The following is a 16,927-nucleotide window of genomic DNA, read 5'->3' on the forward strand; positions in this document are numbered from 1 at the left end:
CGACCGTCCCTCCCCGAAGCCGCCAGGCACGGAAGGAACCACCTCGTCATGCCGTCCCCACCACGCACCGGCCGACCGCGCCGCGGTCTGCTCGCCGCGCTCGTGGCCGCCTCGGTCGCCGTGCCGGTCTCCGGCATGGCACGCCCCGAGGCAGTCCCGGCGCCCGCACCGGCCGCCCGGACCCCGCTGGGCACCGCCGCCCCCGCGGCCCTCGCCGAGCGGTACGCGGCCACCCGGACCGACATCGTCGCCGCCGAACGCGCGGCGGCCGGCCACGGGGACCGCGTACGGGCCGCCGCGCTCCACGAGATGGCCGACCCCGCCCGCACCTTCCTCACCTTCGACGGGCGCGACGGCGGCCGCTCCGCCGAGGTCTTCGGCGACCTGGCGCGGGCGGAACGGATCGCCGTACTCGTCCCCGGCGCGGGCATCGGCCTCGACCACTACTGGCGGCTGCGCGACGGATCGCGCGCCCTGCTCCACGAACTGGGCGGCCGCACCGCGGTGATCGCCTGGCTCGGATACCGGACCCCGGACACGGTGAGCGCCGGCTCCGTCACCCCGGACCGCGCCATCGGGGCGGCCCCCGGGCTCGTCGATTTCACCCATGAGCTGGAACGGCTCAAGCCCGGTGCGCGGACCGTGCTGCTCTGCCACTCCTACGGCACCGTGGTCTGCGCGCGGGCCGCGCACGGAGCACGGGCCGCCGACATCGTCCTGTACGGCAGCCCGGGAACCGGCTACCCGGACGCCGCCGCCCTGCGCACCGGGGCGACCGTCTGGGCGGGCCGCGCCGGCGGCGACTGGATCGCCGACGTGCCGCACGTCCGGCTGCGGCTGCCCTTCCTGGAGCTGGGGTTCGGCACCGACCCCGTCTCACCCCGGTTCGGCGCCCGGATCTTCGCGGCGGGCGACGGCGGCCACGGCGACTACCTGAGGAGCGGCTCCGAACCACTGCGGAACATCGCCCGGATCGTGGCCGGCCGGGCCGGATCAGTACCGGCCCCGGGAGAGCGCCATGCGTGACCTCGCCCGGCGGATCGAATCCGCCACCCCCGCCGACCGCGACCGCGCCCTCGACGCCCTGCGCGCCCTCGCCATCCTCGGCGTCGTCCTCGGTCACTGGCTGGTGACCGCCCTGGTCACCGACAGCGGCACCGTGCACGGCGCGAGCCCGCTGCGCGACCTCCCCGAACTCACCCCGGCCACCTGGCTGTTCCAGACCCTCGCGGTCTTCTTCCTGGTCGGCGGGGTGGTCGGGGCGCGCAGCCATGCCACGGCCCGTGCCCGGGGCGAGAGCTACGGCCGCTGGCTGCGGGCCCGGACCGTCCGGCTGCTGCGCCCGACCGCCGTGCTCCTCGCCGTATGGGCCGCCGTGGCGCTCACCCTGCTCGCATCCGGCACCGACCCGGACACCGTGCGGGCCCTGGGCAAACTGGTCTGGTCACCGCTGTGGTTCGTCGCGGTCCTCATGGGCCTCACGGCCGCCACCCCTCTGGTGGCACGGCTCCATCCGCTCTGGCCGTTCGCCGTCGTGCTCGTCGTCGACCTGTACCGCTTCGGCCTGGACGTCCCCACCGCGTTCGCCTCGGTCAACGTGGCGGCCGGCTGGCTGGTGCCGTACTGCCTCGGCGCGGCCTGGGCGCGCGGCGAACTGTGCGGCCGTCGCACCGGCTGGACCCTGCTGCTCGGCGGGGCCGCGGCCACCGCCGTGCTCGTCCGCTGGGGCGGCTACCCCGCGTCCATGGTCGGCGTGCCCGGCACGGAGATCTCCAACCTCGACCCGCCGACCCTCGCGGTGGTCACCTTCGGCCTCGCGCAGTGCGGCGCGGCGCTGCTCCTGCTCGGCCCGCTGCGCCGGATGCTGCGGCGCCCCGCCCTCTGGGCCGTGGTCGCCGTGCTCAACCTCTCCGCCATGACGGTGTTCCTGTGGCACCAGACCGCGATGATCGCGGTCACCGCGCTCGGCCTGGCGGCCGGAACCCCCCTGCCGGGCCTGCACACCCCGCCCGACCACCCCGGCTGGGTGCTCGCCCGGCTGGCCTGGCTGCCGGTGTTCGCCGTCGCGCTGGCACTCTGCCGGGCGGCCTTCCACGGGTACGAGCGGCGGCGCCCGCGCGGAAAGAGCCTGGTCGTCCGCGAGGGACGCCCCCGACGGACGGCGGCCCGAGGTGTCTAAGGTGCCATCTGTGAACGGGGGAGACATGGTGAGGCGTTCGGTACGGTGGCTGCGGGCCCTGCCCCGTACGCTGCGCGAGGACCTCCTGACCATGCGGGAGGGCCCGAACGGGGGCTATGGGAAGCCGCGTTGGCTGGACTGGCGGCCGGTCATCATGGTGCCGCTGGTGATGGTCGCGGTGGGCCTGCTCGTCGCCGACACCAACCTGTACGCCTTCCAGTTCGGCGCGGGCATCCAGCTCGGCCTCCTCTTCGCCGTGGTCCAGGCGGTGGCGCTCCTCGCCGTCCTGTACCGCCCGGTCCCGGCCTGGTGGGCGTCGCTGATCGTGACGGTGGTGGTCACCCCGTTCGCCGCCAACTCCGCCTCCGGACCGGAGGAATTCCGGTTCGGGGCCCCTTCGTTCGCCGGTCCCGAGCCCTCGGCGTACCCCTGGAACGCGACCTGTGTCGCGGTGCAGGCCGGGGTGCTCTTCCTGCTCGCCCTGAGGGTACGGCCCAGGGTCGCCGCCGAAGCCCTGGCGATCACCGTACTGGTGGGACTCGCCTGCGACGCGGCGGTCTCCTGGGGCAACGGCCCCGGCCCCCGCCTCGCCCTCGCCGTCCTCGTCGTCGTCACGATGCTGGGCGCCGCCCTGCGCGGCCTGTCCGTGGCCCGGACCCGGCTGGTCGTGCAGGAGGGGCTGACCGCCGAGGAGCGCGCCCGGCGCACCCTGCTGGAGGAACGCAACCGCATCGCCCGCGAACTCCACGACGTGGTCGCCCACCACATGTCCGTCATCTCCATCCAGGCCCAGGTCGTCCCGCACCTGGTCGACAACCCCTCCGACGAGCTCCGGGAGAACGTCGAGGGCATCCGCCGCAACGCGGTCGACGCCCTCACCGAACTCCGCCGCGTCCTCGGGGTACTGCGCTCCGAGGACCCCCTCCCGCAGGCCGACCGGCACGCCCCGCAACCCACCCTCGACCGGCTCGACGCCCTCGTCGGCAACGCGCGCGCCGCCGGACTCGACGTCACCGCCACGGTCACCGGGGAGCGGCGCCCGCTGTCCCCGGGCGTCGAACTGTCGGCCTTCCGCATCGTGCAGGAGGCGCTCAGCAACGCGATCCGGCACGCCCCCGGCGCCCGGGTCCGGGTGGAGATCGGCCACCAGCGGGACGCAGTCGTGGTCCGGGTCACCAACACCAGACCGGACCGGACCGCCCCGCTCGCCCGCGACGGGGGCCACGGCCTGCTCGGGATGCGCGAGCGCACCGCGATGCTGGGCGGCGAACTCGCCACCGGAGCCACCCCCGACGGGGGATTCGACGTCACCGCGATACTTCCCGCACTGCCCCCGGCGGAGCCCGTCCGCCCCGTCCGCCCCGCCGACCCCGCAGAGGATCCCCGATGACGGACATCCGCGTCCTGATCGCCGACGACCAGATGATGGTCCGCCAGGGCTTCACGGTGCTGCTGAACGCCGAACCCGGAATCGAGGTGGTCGGCCAGGCCGTGGACGGCGCCGACGCGGTGGAGAAGGTGGCCGAACTCGCCCCGGACGTGGTCCTGATGGACATACGGATGCCCCGGCTCGGCGGCATCGAGGCGACCCGTGCCGTCACCGGGGCCGACGGCGCCACCGCCAAGGTCCTGGTCCTGACCACCTTCGATCTCGACGAGTACGTCTACGAGGCACTGCGCGCCGGGGCCTCCGGCTTTCTCCTGAAGGACGCCTCGGCCGGTGAACTCGCCCACGCGGTAAGGGTGGTGGCCGAGGGCGACGCACTGCTCGCCCCCAACATCACCAAGCGGCTGATCGCCGAGTTCGCCCGGGTGAGCGCCGCCCCGCGCGCCCCGGCCGGGCGGGCGGGGGAGCTGACGGAGCGCGAGACCGAGGTCCTGGCGCTGATCGCCCAGGGGCTGTCCAACACCGAGATCGCCGGACGGCTCGTGGTGGCCGAGCAGACCGTGAAGACCCATGTGGGCCGGATCCTGGCCAAGCTCGGGCTGCGCGACCGGACCCAGGCCGCGGTCCACGCCTTCGAAACCGGTCTGGTGCGCCCCACCGGATACTGAACAACCGCCTCTCGCACGGCAGTTGGCCGCCTCCTCCGGGTAGCGTACTGCCGGGTACCGTCCCGCCCGCACCCTCATCGCACCGGTGACCGGACGCCCCCTGGGCCGACCCGGTGAGCAGTCATGCTCGTGACCGGGTTCAGGGCTGCCCGTTTCCGTATGAATCCGACCGTTCCCCGCCTGCCGAAGGAAACCGAGAACCCCATGGGCTCCACCCTCGTCATCACCAACGACTTCCCGCCGCGTCAGGGCGGTATCGAGACGTTCGTGCACGCGATGGCCACCCGCGTCCCCGACGACGACGTGGTCGTCTACACCTCGCACGAGCCCGGTGACGCCGCCTACGACGCGGGCCTGCCGTTCCCCGTGGTGCGCGACCCGGCCCGGACGCTGCTGCCGACCGGGCGGGCGACCCGCAGGGCCGTCGAGATAGCCGAGGCGCACGGCTGCGACCGGGTCTGGTTCGGTGCCGCCGCCCCGCTGGCCCTGATGGCGCCGGCTCTGCGACGGGCCGGGGTGCGGCGCATCGTGGCCACCACCCACGGCCACGAGATCTGGTGGGCCAGGACGCCCGGCGCGCGCCAGCTCATGCGCCGAATAGGCACCGGCGTCGACGTGGTCACCTACCTGGGGAAGTACACCCGAGCCCGGATCGAGCCCGCGCTCGGTCCCCGGGCAAGCATGAGCCGGCTGGTTCCCGGGGTCGACCCCGAGGCGTACCGCCCCCGCACCGACGCCGGACCGGACCCGCGCACCGCGCTCGGGCTGCGGGACGCGCGCATCATCCTCTGCGTGGCCAGACTGGTGCCCCGCAAGGGACAGGACACCCTCATCCGGGCGCTGCCGCTGATCCGGCGGCAGGTGCCCGACGCGGTGCTGCTGGTGGTGGGGAAGGGGCCCGACGAGGCGCGGCTGCGCAAGCTGGCGGCCCGGCACGGCGAGGGGGCCGTCCACTTCGTGGGCGGGGTCCCGCACAGCGGCACACCGTCCTACTACGCCGCCGCGGACGTCTTCGCGATGCCCTGCCGCACCCGGCGGGCCGGTCTGGAGGCGGAGGGACTCGGCATCGTCTTCCTGGAGGCGGCGGCGAGCGGACTGCCGGTGGTCGTCGGCGACTCGGGCGGCGCCCCGGACACCGTCCTCGACGGCCGGACCGGCCGGGTGGTGGACGGCACCGACACCGGGGCCGTGGCCGAGGCGCTGACCGGTGTCCTCCTCGACCCGGACCGGGCCGCGATGGGCGCCGCCGGCCGTACCTGGGTCGAGGAGTCGTGGTCCTGGGACGCGTCGGCCCGCCATCTCACCCGGTTGCTGACCCCCGTCGACGAGGAGCCGCCGGGCACCGTGTGAGCGGAACCCGCCGGGAGCCGGGCACCGCTGCGCCGGGAGTCCGGTCGGCCGTACGGGCTCGGCGGGCGCGGATTCACGGCCGGGCGGCCCGTTCGGCGGCGTCCAGCGCGGGCGCGAGCGGGGCCAGTGCCGAGCGGAGCCGGCCGGCCAGGGGGCCGGAGGGGACGACCAGCCCTCCGTCCCCGGGGCTCCCGGCGGGCCGCAGCCACTCCTCCAGCGCGATGCGGACCGCCGCCGCCACGCTCGCCGCGAGGACACGGGCCGTCTGCGCTCCGGTGCCGCCCAGCCGTTCGGCGATCACCGCCGCGAGCGGCGGTTCGATGGCGGCGGTGCTCCCGAGGAACGCCTCGCGCAGCGCGGTCCGTGTGGTGATCAGCAGCAGCGCCCGGGGCGCCTGCTCGCCGGTGTCGGTGTACTGCCCGACCACCGCCTCGGTGACGGCGTCGGCCAGCGGCACTCCGGCCGGCCGGGCCGCGACCGCCGCCGCGATCCGGGTCTCCCGGTCCGCGGTGACGGCGGAGACGATCGCCTGCTCGCGGCTGGCGAAGTAGTTGTTGTAGGTGCGCGGCGAGACCCCGGCCGCCTCGGCGATGTCCTCGACCCGTACCTGGTCCGGTCCGCGCTCCATGGCCAGGCGCAGCGCCGCCTCGCGCAACGCCGCACGAGTGGCCTGCTTCTTCCGTTCCCGCAGACCCGGTGGTGGTGTCGTCATGGCGACAGCCTCCCACCTAATGATGCGTGCACGCAAACTTGCGTGTACGCATTTTCTGCGTCAGTCTCGGTGCCTCCGGGAACGAGAGGGAGGACGCCACCGTGCGAGCAAGAGGAATGACCTACGACACCGGATTCGTCGTGCACGGACGGACGGCCCGGGAGTGGCTCGACCCCGAAGTGGTCCGGCGCGAACTCGCCGTCATCCGCGACGACCTGCACTGCAACGCCGTGCAGATCATCGGCGGCGACCCGGAACGGCTGGAGCTGGCCGCCGGGATCGCCGCGGAGCTCGGTCTGGAGGTCTGGTTCTCGCCCTACCCGCTGGAGCTGGAACCGGAGCGGATCCTCGCGCTCTTCGCCGACTGCGCCGAGCGGGCCGAACGGATCCGGCGGCGGGGCGCCGACGTCGTGTTCGTCGCGGGGGTCGAGCTGAGCGTGATGAACCGAGGCTTCCTGCCCGGCGCGAGCCCCGAGGAGCGGGTCGAGGGGCTGATGGGACGGCCCGGGCGGCGGGGTGAGGCGATGGGTGAACTCGGCGTCCGTATCAACGCGTTCCTCCGCGAGGCCGCGGCCACCGTCCGCGAGCGGTTCGGGGGACGGCTCACCTACGCGGCCATCCAGTTCGAGCGGATCGACTGGGACCCCTTCGACATCACGACGTTCGAGCTGATCCGCTCCGCCGGGATCGCCCATCTGTTCCGGGACGCGGTGCGCACCCTGGCCCAGGGGCCGAAGCCGCTCGCCATGACCGGGTTCGGCACCGCGGCCTACCTCGGCGCGGGGGACCGCGGCGGGCGTGTGCTGGAAGTGGTGGAGCGCGATCCGGAGACCGGTGCGCCGGTGCGGCTCGACGGCGTGTACGAGCGCGACGAGGCCGGTCAGGCCGCCTACCTGGACGAACTGCTGGAGGTCTTCGAGGCCGAGGGCGTGGACAGCGCGTTCGTGTTCCTGTTCGCCCTGTCCGGCTACCCGCACCGCCCGGACGGCGACCCCCGGGACGACCTGGACCGGGCCGGGCTCGGCATCGTCAAACTCCTCGAAGGCCGTCGCGGGCACACCTATCCCGACATGGAGTGGGAGCCCAAGGAGGCCTTCGCGGCGGTGGCGCGGCGGTACCGGCGGTGACGCCCCCGCGTGCGGCGCCCGGCTACGACGCCGGCTCGCGCTCCATCACATAGGTGTTCCCGATGTCGGGGTCGCCGTAGAAGAAGAACAGCACCGGCGCGTCGCGCTTGTCGCGGTCCACGTAGAAGCTCCACGAGTACGTCGACGGGGCGTCGGTGTCCGAAGTGCCGGAGTCCGGGGCGGTGGAGGTCGGGGCGGTGGGGGCCGGGGTGCCGGTGGACGTCCCGGGAGGACGCCGGTCCACCCGTGTCCGGTCCGTCAGCCTGAGCCGGACGGTCTGCCCGCCACTGCTGTCGGCCAGCCGCCAGGTCCCCCGGCCGGAGAGGCGCCAGCCGTCGTCGAAGTCGAAGTCGTGTCCGTCGAGTTTCTCCACAACGGCCGTGCCGTCCTGGCGGAGGGCGACGCGGGTCCCCTCGACGCACTTCCAGTTCCCGGCGAGCTCCGCCGACGTGGCGTCGTGGAGCCCGGTTCCGTCGTAGTACTGATAGGGCCCTGCGCACGCCGTCGCCGCAACGGCCGTCGCGGCGATCATCAGGGTTCCGAGAAGGGTCCGCCGTGTGCGTGGCCCGTGCCCACCCGCCATCAGGACCTCCCGTATGCGGTCCGTACCGGCCGGACCGTCGGGAAGCAGACTCCCATACCCCTGTTGAACGCGTTCAACAGGGGTATGGGGCAATGCTCTAGAGCGGCGTGACGTACGCGCCGGAGATGCCGCCGTCCACCAGGAAGTCGGTGGCGTTGACGAAGGAGGAGTCGTCGCTGGCGAGGAAGGCCACGGCGGCGGCGATCTCGGTGGCCTCGGCGAAGCGGCCGACCGGGATGTGCACCAGCCTGCGGGCGGCCCGCTCCGGGTCCTTCGCGAACAGCTCCTGGAGCAGCGGGGTGTTGACCGGCCCGGGGCAGAGCGCGTTGACCCGGATGCCCTCCCGCGCGAACTGCACGCCCAGCTCCCGCGACATCGCCAGCACCCCGCCCTTGGACGCGGTGTACGAGATCTGCGAGGTGGCCGCGCCCATCCTGGCCACGAAGGACGCCGTGTTGATGATGGAGCCCCTGCCCTGGCGGCGCATGTACGGGATGGCCGCCTTGCAGCACAGGTAGACGGAGGTGAGGTTGACCTCCTGCACCCGGCGCCAGGCGTCGAGCCCGGTCTCCAGGATGGAGTCGTCCTCGGGCGGCGAGATCCCCGCGTTGTTGAAGGCGATGTCGACCGAGCCGTAGGTGTCGAACGCCGCCTTGAACAGGGCCTCCACCTGCTCGGCGTCGGTCACGTCGGTACGGACGAAGAGGCCGCCGACCTCCTCGGCGGCGGCCTTGCCGTGCTCCTCGTCCACATCGGCGCAGACGACGTGCGCGCCCTCGGCGGCCAGCCGCCGTGCGGTGGCCAGGCCGATGCCGCTTCCGGCCCCGGTGACGACGGCGGTGCGGCCGGTCAGGCGGCGGCAGACGCTGGTGGTGTCGGTCATGCTGCTCAGTCCTCCGTGCTGATGAAGATGTTCTTGGTCTCGGTGAACGCGGTGAGGGCGTCGGGGCCGAGCTCGCGGCCCAGCCCGGACTGCCGGTAGCCGCCGAAGGGGGTGGCGTACCGGACGCTGGAGTGCGAGTTGACCGAGAGGTTCCCGGCCCGCAGCCCCTGGCCGACCCGCAGCGCACGGCCCACGTCCCGGGTCCACACGGAACCGGACAGCCCGTACTCCGTCGCGTTCGCCAGCCGTACGGCGTCCGCCTCGTCGTCGAAGGGCAGCACCACGGCGACCGGGCCGAAGACCTCCTCGACGGCGACCGGAGCATCGGGATCCACCCCGACGAGGACGGTCGGCGGGTACCAGAACCCCGGGCCCTCGGGCGCCGAGCCGAGGATCGTCTCCGCCCCGGCCGCCGGCGCGCCGGCCACGTAGGAGCGCACCCGGTCCCGCTGGGCGGCCGAGATCAGCGGCCCCATCGCCGTCTTCTCGTCCGAGGGGTCGCCGACCACCACGGCGGCGACGGCCGGCGCCAGCAGCTCCAGGAAGCGGTCGTGGACCGACCGTTCGACCAGGATGCGGGTGCGGGCGCAGCAGTCCTGGCCCGCGTTGTCCAGGAAGGACATGGGGGCGGCGGCGGCCGCGGCCGGCAGGTCGGCGTCGGCGAAGACCACGTTGGGGCTCTTGCCGCCGAGCTCCAGGGTGAGCCGCTTCACGCGGGCGGCGCAGCGGGCCATGATGTGTTTGCCGGTCCGGGTGGAACCGGTGAAGACGATCTTGGCGACGCCGGGATGCTCCACCAGGGCGGCACCGGCCACCGGCCCCTCGCCCGGCAGCACCTGGAGGAGCCCCTCGGGCAGCCCGGCCTCCAGGGCCAGTTCTGCCAGGCGCAGCGCGGTCAGCGGGGTGGTCTCGGCAGGCTTGAGCAGGACGGCGTTGCCGGCGGCGAGCGCGGGCGCCGTGCCCCAGGCGGCGATCGGCATCGGGAAGTTCCAGGGCGCGATGACGCCGACGACGCCCAGCGGCTCCAGCAGGGTGAAGTCGATGCCTCCGGCGACCGGGATCTGACGGCCCAGCAGCCGCTCGACACCGCCCGCGCAGTAGTCGAGGAGGTCGCGTACGTTGCCCGCCTCCCAGCGGGCGTTGCCGAGGGTGTGACCGGCTTCGCGGACCTCGGTCAGGGCCAGCTCCTCGACGTGCGCGTCGACGGCGGAGGCGAACCGGCGGAGCAGCCGGGCGCGGTCGGCGGGTGCCGCGGCGGCCCAGACGCGCTGGGCGGCCGCGGCGCGGACGACGGCCGCGTCGACATCGGCGGCGGTGGCGGCCGGGACGGTGGCGACGACCTCGGCGGTGGCCGGGTTCAGGACGTCCAGGGTCGGTCGTGCGTCCGTGGTGGGTGCTGCGTTCGGGTGGGACACGTACGGGCCTCGATCGGGAGTGGCGGACGGGGCGGAGGAGGAGGTCAGAGGCGTTCGAAGGAGCGCCGGAGCTCCCAGTCGGTGACGGCGGCATCGTAGGCGGCCAGTTCGACGCGGGCCATGTTCAGGTAGTGCGCGACGACCTCCTCGCCGAACACCTCCTTGGCGATGGGGCTGGCCTCCCACAGGTCGGCGGCCTCGCGCAGGGTGGTGGGCACCTGTTCGTACCCGGCGGTGTAGGCGTTGCCCGTGCAGGGCTCCGGGAGCGCCAGCCCCTTCTCGACGCCGTACAGCCCGGCGGCGACCAGCCCGGCGGTGGCGAGGTACGGGTTGACGTCGCCACCGGGCAGCCGGTTCTCGAAGCGGCGGGAGCCGCCGTGCCCGACCACGCGCAGCGCGCAGGTGCGGTTGTCGTGCCCCCAGGCGACGGCGGTCGGCGCGAAGGAACCGGGCTGGAACCGCTTGTAGGAGTTGATGTTCGGCGCGTACAGCAGGGAGAAGTCGCGCAGCGCGGCGAGCTGCCCGGCGAGGAAGTGGCGCATCAGCTCCGACATGCCGTCCGGCCCGTTGCCGGCCATGGCGTTCACGCCCTCGGCGTCGGTGAGCGAGAGGTGGATGTGGCAGGAGTTGCCCTCGCGCTCGTCGTACTTGGCCATGAAGGTGAGCGCGACGCCCTCCTGCGCGGCGATCTCCTTGGCGCCCGTCTTGTAGACGGCGTGCTGGTCGCAGGTGACCAGCGCCTCGTCGTAGCGGAAGGCGATCTCGTGCTGCCCGAGGTTGCACTCGCCCTTGGCGGACTCGACGGTCAGCCCGGCGCCCCGCATCTCGTTGCGGATGCGGCGCAGCAGCGGTTCGACGCGGCCGGTGCCGAGGATGGAGTAGTCGATGTTGTACTGGTTGGCCGGGGTCAGCCCCCGGTAGCCGCGGTCCCAGGCCTGCTCGTAACTGTCCTTGAAGACGATGAACTCCAGCTCCGTCCCCACCTGGGCGCGGAGCCCGAGGGCGGCCAGCCGGTCCAGCTGGCGGCGCAGCACCTGGCGCGGTGCGGCGGCGACCGGGCGGCCGTCGTCCCAGGCGAGGTCCGCCAGCAGCATCACGGTGCCCTGGTGCCAGGGCGCCGGCCGCAGCGTCGCCAGGTCCGGGAGCATCGCGAAGTCGCCGTAACCGCGCTCCCAGGAGGACATCGCGTACCCGTCGACGGTGTTCATCTCGGTGTCCACCGCGAGCAGGTAGTTGCAGCCCTCGGTGCCGTGCTCCAGCACCTCGGCGAGGAAGAAGTCCGCGGCGAACCGCTTGCCCTGGAGCCGCCCCTGCATGTCCGGGAAGGCCAGCACGACGGTGTCGACGGACCCGTCCGCGACGAGCGCGCGCAGCTTCTCGACGGTCAGCGGGGGTGTGCGGTCTGCCACGGGATTCCTCCTTGGGTGCACCGGAATCCGTAAGGTATGACAGGCGACCATTGATTGGGAAGAGGGCCCGGCCGTGGTTGCCGGACCGGTGTTCCGGCCGCTCGTGGCGGGCAGGTGCGGAAGTCTTCGTGGCCGTTGGGGCGGGAGATTGAGGCATCCGTGTCGCCGTTCGGTGCCCGCCTCTTGTGTTTCACCGGGTGTTCCACAAAGGTGTGCGGTTGAACCTTTGATCGAAGACCGGTCCGTCTCCCCTCCCCGTTTCCCCGTTTCCTCGTCTCCCCGCGACTCCGCCTGGACGCGGAGCCGTCGTCACACGTCTGGAGCGCCCATGGCCCAGGGAACCGACACCCCCACCAGCCCACCCGGCGAACCGTCCGGCACCGACGCCTACCTGCACCGCCGCACCCTGCGCCGGGGCAGCGCGGGCTGGCTGCTGCTCACCGGGCTCGGCGTCGCGTACGTCGTCTCCGGCGACTACTCGGGCTGGAACATCGGCCTGTCCAAGGGCGGCTTCGGCGGACTCGCGGCGGCCATGGTGCTGATGGGCCTGATGTACGCCTGCCTGGTCTTCGCGCTGGCCGAACTCTCCGCCATCCTGCCCACCGCGGGCGGCGGTTACGGCTTCGCCCGCCGGGCACTCGGCACCTGGGGCGGCTTCCTGACCGGAACGGCCATCCTCATCGAGTACATCCTCGCCCCCGCCGCCATCTCGCTGTTCATCGGCGACTACGTCGAATCCCTCGGCCTGTTCGGGCTCACCTCGGGATGGCCCGTCTACCTCGTCTGCTTCGCCCTGTTCATCGGCATCCACCTCTGGGGCGTCGGCGAGGCGCTGCGGTTCAGCCTGGTCGTGACCGCCGTCGCGGTGGCCGCGCTGCTCGTCTTCGCCGTCGGCGCGCTCACCGACTTCGACGCCGGCGGGCTCGACGACATCCCGGTGGACCACGGTGCCTTCGGGGCGTCGAGCTGGCTGCCCTTCGGGCTGCTCGGCATCTGGGCCGCCTTCCCCTTCGGCATGTGGTTCTTCCTCGGCGTCGAGGGCGTACCGCTCGCCGCCGAGGAGGCCAGGGACCCGGTCAGGTCGATGCCGAGGGCGCTGGCCATCTCGCTGACCGTACTGGTGGGGCTGGCGGTACTCACCTTCCTCGCCGCCACCGGGGCCCAGGGCGCCCGCGCCATCCAGGAGGCGGGCAACCCGCTGGTGGTCGCGCTGGAGGGCGAGGGCGGACCCACCGGCCTGAGCCGCTTCGTCAACTACGCGGGCCTCGCCGGGCTGGTGGCGTCCTTCTTCTCGCTGATCTACGCCGGTTCCCGCCAGCTGTTCGCGCTCTCCCGGGCCGGCTACCTGCCGCGCTTCCTCTCGCTGACCAACCGCCGCAAGTCCCCCTACCTCGGCCTGCTGATCCCCGGCGCGATCGGCTTCACCCTGGCCGCCTGGATCGGCAACGGCGGCCGGATCCTGAACGTCGCCGTCTTCGGCGCCACCATCAGCTACGCCCTGATGGCGCTCTCCCACATCGTGCTGCGCCGCCGCGAACCCGCGCTCGAACGCCCCTACCGCACCCCGGGCGGCGCGCTCACCTCCTCCGTGGCGTTCGTCCTGGCATGCTCGGCGCTGGTGGCGACCTTCCTGGTGGACCGGGACGCGGCGTTCATCGCCCTCGGCGTGTACGCGGTGGCGCTGGCCTACTTCGCGTTCTACAGCCGCCACCGCCTGGTCGCGGGCGCCCCGGAGGAGGAGTTCGCCGCCCTGGCGGCGGCCGAGGCCGAACTGTCACGCGACTGAACACCCCCGACCGGCAAGGAAGCCCGGGAGAAACCGGAGGAGCCCCATGGCCCGGCCCGTCATCGGCATCAGCACCTACCAGGAACCGGCCCGGTGGGGCGTGTGGGAGATGCCCGCCGCCCTGCTGCCCGCCGGCTACCCCCGCCTGGTCCGGGCGGCGGGCGGGCTGGCGGTGCTGCTGCCGCCCGACGACACCGCCGACGCGGCCCGGGAGGCCGTCGACGCGCTGGACGGCCTGGTCGTCGCGGGCGGCGCCGACGTCGAACCGGCCCGCTACGGCGCGCGCCCCGACCCCCGCACCGGCCCGCCCTGCCGCGCCCGTGACACCTGGGAACTGGCGCTGATCGGGGCGGCGATCGACCGGGGCGTCCCGCTGCTCGGCATCTGCCGGGGCATGCAGCTGCTCAACGTCGCCCTCGGCGGCACCCTGCACCAGCACCTGGACGGGCACACCGGAGGCACCGGCGTCTTCGGCGAACACACCGTCACCCCCGTACCCGGCACCCGGTACGCCGAAGCCGTCGCGGGGCCGGCCGCGGTGCCGACCTACCACCACCAGGCCGTGGACCGGCTGGGGACCGGGCTCACGGCGAGTGCCCACGCGGCCGACGGAACCGTGGAGGCGATCGAACTGACCGGCCGCACCGGCCTGGTGCTCGGGGTCCAGTGGCACCCCGAGGCGGGCGAGGACACCCGGGTCATGGCCGCGCTCGTGGCAGCGGCCCGGCACCGCTCCGCCACCCGGACGGGCGTGCCGACGCCCTGACGCACCGGCCGCGGCGGGGCGGCGCGGGTGCGCCCCCGATGCCCCGTGCGCCCCCTCGCTCCCTTGTCATCTCCCGCCACCTGCCCATAAGTTGGGCGATTGCGACGTGTCCTATGCCAGTGGGGGAGCCAAGTCATGGCCGCGAACGGACGGCACCGCAAGTACCAGCCCGGCCGGATCAACCGCGCCTCGCTCACGGTCACCATCGGCGGTGCGGGCATCGCGCTCCCGCTCATCGCCGCGGTACCGGCCCAGGCCGCCCCGACGGACGTCTGGGAGAAGGTCGCCGCCTGCGAGTCCACCGGCAACTGGCAGATCAACAACGGCAACGGCCACTTCGGCGGGCTCCAGTTCACCCGCTCCACCTGGTCCGCCTACGGCGGTACGGCCTACGCCCCGCGCGCCGACCTGGCCACCAGGCAACAGCAGATCGCCGTCGCGGAGAAGGTGCTCGACGCCCAGGGGCCCGGTGCCTGGCCGACCTGTTCCACGCGCGCGGGGCTGACCCGCGACGGGCAGGAACCCGACGTCGCCCCCCAGTCGCAGACCACCCGGAAAGCGGCGACCGGGCAGCCGGGCACGCGCCCCGCCGCCGCTCCCGCCACCCCGACCACCGTGCCCGGCAAGCGGGAGTCGTACACCGTGGCGCGCGGGGACTCGCTCTCCGCGATCGCGGCGAACAAGCGCCTCAAGGGCGGCTGGCAGCACCTCTACGAGCGCAACCGCGACGTGGTGGGCGACGACCCCGACCTCATCCTTCCCGGGCAGCGGCTCAGCCTGGACACCACCCGCGCGTCCCGTCCGCAGAAGCGCTCCACCCCCGCGACCACACCGAAGCGCCAGGAGACCATCGCACCGAAGAAGACCGGGACCGGGACGGCGAAGGCCGCGACGCCGCAGCGGACCGAGGCCGCGAACACCGACCGGCACGACCGGGCCGCCGCCCCCAAGCGGCAGGCGGCCAAGCCCCACCAGGAGTCCGCGAAGCCCGGGACGCGCGAGCCCGCCAGGACCAAGCCGACGACCCGGCCGAAGCCCCACCACGAGCAGGCCGAGCCCCACCCGAAGGAGACGGCGCACCGCCCCGCTCTCGTCGCCCCCGTGGCGGCCGGCCTGGGCACCCCGTACCACAAGCCCGGTTCCTGGGCGAGCGGCTACCACACCGGGGTCGACTTCCCGGTGCCCACCGGCACGTCGATCCGGGCGATCGCCTCCGGCACGGTCGTCTCGGCGGGCTGGGGCGGGGCGTACGGCTACCAGGTCGTGATCCGGCACAGCGACGGCAAGTACAGCCAGTACGCCCATCTGTCCGCGCTCCATGTGCGCGAGGGCCGGCATGTCACGGCGGGGCAGCGCATCGCCCGGTCCGGAGCCACCGGCAACGTCACGGGACCGCACCTGCACTTCGAGATCCGCACCGGCCCCGGCTACGGATCGGACGTCGACCCGCTGGCCTACCTGAGGGCGGGCGGCGTCAAGGTCTGAACGGCGGGGTACGGACCGGGCGGCCCGTCGGGCCCCGCCCGGCCGCCCGGGGCCCGACGGGGTTCCCCGTACCGAACGTCACCCGGTCCAGGCGCTCCAGAGGCAGGACCGGGGGCAGCGGACGCGCCACCGGCTCCACGGGCACCGGGGCCCCGGCCGCCCCCGGACCGCCGTCCGCTCCGGGGAGGCCGCCGTCCGCCGCCCCGTTCCGCTCGGCGCCCAGCCGCTCCGTCACGAGCAGGACCAGACCGCCCGCGGCGACCACCGCGCAGCCCAGCGCGAGCACCGTCCCGGCCGTGCCGTAACGGAACCGCTCCCCGAACAGCGTGATGCCGACGACCGCCGCCACCACCGGATTCGCCACCGTCACCGTCGCCAGCGGCGCGGTCAGCCCGGCGCCCCGGTACGCCGCCTGGGAGAGCAGCGTCCCGGCGGCCGCGAACACGGCGATCGCCACCAGCCCGAGCACCACCGCCCCCGAGGTCCACGCCACCGCCACCGTCTTTATGAACACCGAGGCGATCCCGAACGCGATGCCCGCCGCCCCGGCCAGGACCACGCTCCGCACCACCGGACGGCGCACCCCCGCGGCGGCGACCAGGGCGAGCAGCGCGACCGCGCCCAGCGCCACCCCGGCGAGCACCAACTGATCGGGCCCGCGCAGCGCATGGGACTTGGCGTGCCCCGTCAGCGCGAGCAGCCCCGACAGCCCCGCGGCCGCCATCACCGCACCCCGCCAAGCGGTGGCCCCGGCCCGGCGGCGGACGAGGAGCGCCGCCATCGGCAGGGCGAAGACGATGGTCAGCGCGCCGAGCGGCTGGACGAGACTGAGCGGACCGCAGGCCAGCGCCACGACATGGAGGAGCGCCCCCACCCCGTTCAGGGCCACGGCGGCCCACCAGACCCGGTCGCGCAGCGGGGCGAACGCACCGCCGCCACCGGTGGCCGCCACGCGCTCCTGGACGATCGCCCCGGCCGCGTAGGCGACCGCCGAGACCAGGGAAAGCAGCACGGAAAGCGCGAGGGAGCTCATGTACACCACCATGTCGCTCCGGCGGCGCCGCGTCGTCGTCCCTGAGAGGGCAATCGGACGTACTGCTCCAGTAGTACAGGGGTGGCCCAGGTCTCCGCCCCCGGGCGGTAGCCCTTCCACCCGGTGCCGTCGCCCCTCCGCCCA

General features: G+C 73.9%; 15 protein-coding genes. 9 read left to right on the forward strand and 6 right to left on the reverse strand.

Going from position 1 to position 16,927, the window contains the following annotated elements; all coding sequences use genetic code 11:
- The first annotated feature begins 48 nt into the window (after positions 1 to 48).
- The 5 genes from ACIQGQ_RS32315 (at position 49) to ACIQGQ_RS32335 (ending at position 5,584) form a co-directional block, all read left to right on the forward strand.
- Positions 49 to 1,026 carry an alpha/beta hydrolase gene (locus tag ACIQGQ_RS32315; RefSeq protein ID WP_402402673.1) on the forward strand — a complete coding sequence of 326 codons (978 nt, stop codon included), beginning with the start codon at positions 49 to 51 and terminating at the stop codon, positions 1,024 to 1,026.
- The gene (locus tag ACIQGQ_RS32320; RefSeq protein ID WP_402402676.1) at positions 1,019 to 2,179 is read left to right on the forward strand and encodes an acyltransferase; all 1,161 of its coding nucleotides are present in this window, start codon (positions 1,019 to 1,021) and stop codon (positions 2,177 to 2,179) included. Before ACIQGQ_RS32315 ends, ACIQGQ_RS32320 begins: the two co-directional genes overlap by 8 nt.
- 25 nt (positions 2,180 to 2,204) lie before the next feature.
- The gene (locus tag ACIQGQ_RS32325; RefSeq protein WP_402402679.1) at positions 2,205 to 3,569 is read left to right on the forward strand and encodes a sensor histidine kinase; all 1,365 of its coding nucleotides are present in this window, start codon (positions 2,205 to 2,207) and stop codon (positions 3,567 to 3,569) included.
- Positions 3,566 to 4,234: a response regulator gene (locus ACIQGQ_RS32330; protein ID WP_402402682.1), complete on the forward strand. Its 669-nt coding sequence runs from the start codon at positions 3,566 to 3,568 to the stop codon at positions 4,232 to 4,234. Before ACIQGQ_RS32325 ends, ACIQGQ_RS32330 begins: the two co-directional genes overlap by 4 nt.
- Before the next feature lie 204 nt (positions 4,235 to 4,438).
- The gene (locus tag ACIQGQ_RS32335; RefSeq protein ID WP_402402684.1) at positions 4,439 to 5,584 is read left to right on the forward strand and encodes a glycosyltransferase family 4 protein; all 1,146 of its coding nucleotides are present in this window, start codon (positions 4,439 to 4,441) and stop codon (positions 5,582 to 5,584) included.
- A 73-nt stretch (positions 5,585 to 5,657) separates the two neighbouring features.
- Here ACIQGQ_RS32335 and ACIQGQ_RS32340 read toward each other — a convergent pair whose 3' ends face one another.
- Positions 5,658 to 6,296 carry a TetR/AcrR family transcriptional regulator gene (locus ACIQGQ_RS32340; RefSeq protein ID WP_402402687.1) on the reverse strand — a complete coding sequence of 213 codons (639 nt, stop codon included), beginning with the start codon at positions 6,294 to 6,296 and terminating at the stop codon, positions 5,658 to 5,660.
- Between the two features lie 116 nt (positions 6,297 to 6,412).
- On the opposite strand from ACIQGQ_RS32340, the gene ACIQGQ_RS32345 reads away from it, so the two are divergent.
- The gene (locus tag ACIQGQ_RS32345) at positions 6,413 to 7,423 is read left to right on the forward strand and encodes a hypothetical protein (protein ID WP_402402779.1); all 1,011 of its coding nucleotides are present in this window, start codon (positions 6,413 to 6,415) and stop codon (positions 7,421 to 7,423) included.
- 22 nt (positions 7,424 to 7,445) lie between these two features.
- On the opposite strand, the gene ACIQGQ_RS32350 is transcribed toward ACIQGQ_RS32345, so the two are convergent.
- The 4 genes from ACIQGQ_RS32350 to ACIQGQ_RS32365 form a co-directional block, all read right to left on the reverse strand.
- On the reverse strand, positions 7,446 to 7,955 hold the full coding sequence (locus ACIQGQ_RS32350; RefSeq protein WP_402402690.1) for a hypothetical protein: 510 nt from the start codon (positions 7,953 to 7,955) through the stop codon (positions 7,446 to 7,448).
- Positions 7,956 to 8,103: 148 nt separating this feature from the next.
- Positions 8,104 to 8,889, reverse strand: coding sequence for a 3-oxoacyl-ACP reductase (locus ACIQGQ_RS32355; RefSeq protein ID WP_402402693.1), 786 nt, complete (start codon positions 8,887 to 8,889; stop codon positions 8,104 to 8,106).
- A 5-nt stretch (positions 8,890 to 8,894) separates the two neighbouring features.
- A complete protein-coding gene (locus ACIQGQ_RS32360; protein WP_402402696.1) occupies positions 8,895 to 10,304 on the reverse strand; it encodes an aldehyde dehydrogenase family protein in 1,410 nt (469 codons plus the stop codon).
- Positions 10,305 to 10,348: 44 nt separating this feature from the next.
- The gene (locus ACIQGQ_RS32365) at positions 10,349 to 11,713 is read right to left on the reverse strand and encodes a glutamine synthetase family protein (protein ID WP_402402699.1); all 1,365 of its coding nucleotides are present in this window, start codon (positions 11,711 to 11,713) and stop codon (positions 10,349 to 10,351) included.
- Positions 11,714 to 12,041: 328 nt separating this feature from the next.
- Between ACIQGQ_RS32365 and eat the strand changes: the two genes are divergently transcribed.
- From eat to ACIQGQ_RS32380, 3 genes are all read left to right on the forward strand, one after another.
- Positions 12,042 to 13,499, forward strand: a complete 1,458-nt coding sequence (gene eat, locus ACIQGQ_RS32370) for an ethanolamine permease (RefSeq protein ID WP_402402702.1) — start codon at positions 12,042 to 12,044, stop codon at positions 13,497 to 13,499.
- Positions 13,500 to 13,545: 46 nt separating this feature from the next.
- Complete coding sequence (locus ACIQGQ_RS32375; protein WP_402402704.1) at positions 13,546 to 14,265, forward strand: gamma-glutamyl-gamma-aminobutyrate hydrolase family protein; 720 nt, start codon at positions 13,546 to 13,548, stop codon at positions 14,263 to 14,265.
- A 135-nt stretch (positions 14,266 to 14,400) separates the two neighbouring features.
- A complete protein-coding gene (locus ACIQGQ_RS32380; protein WP_402402707.1) occupies positions 14,401 to 15,750 on the forward strand; it encodes a transglycosylase family protein in 1,350 nt (449 codons plus the stop codon).
- Here the strand turns inward: ACIQGQ_RS32380 and ACIQGQ_RS32385 are convergent.
- Positions 15,740 to 16,783: a DMT family transporter gene (locus ACIQGQ_RS32385; protein WP_402402710.1), complete on the reverse strand. Its 1,044-nt coding sequence runs from the start codon at positions 16,781 to 16,783 to the stop codon at positions 15,740 to 15,742. The two genes, ACIQGQ_RS32380 and ACIQGQ_RS32385, sit on opposite strands and share 11 nt — an antisense overlap.
- Positions 16,784 to 16,927 lie beyond the last annotated feature (144 nt).

The organism is Streptomyces sp. NPDC092952, from assembly GCF_044754785.1.
Lineage (GTDB): Bacteria > Actinomycetota > Actinomycetes > Streptomycetales > Streptomycetaceae > Streptomyces.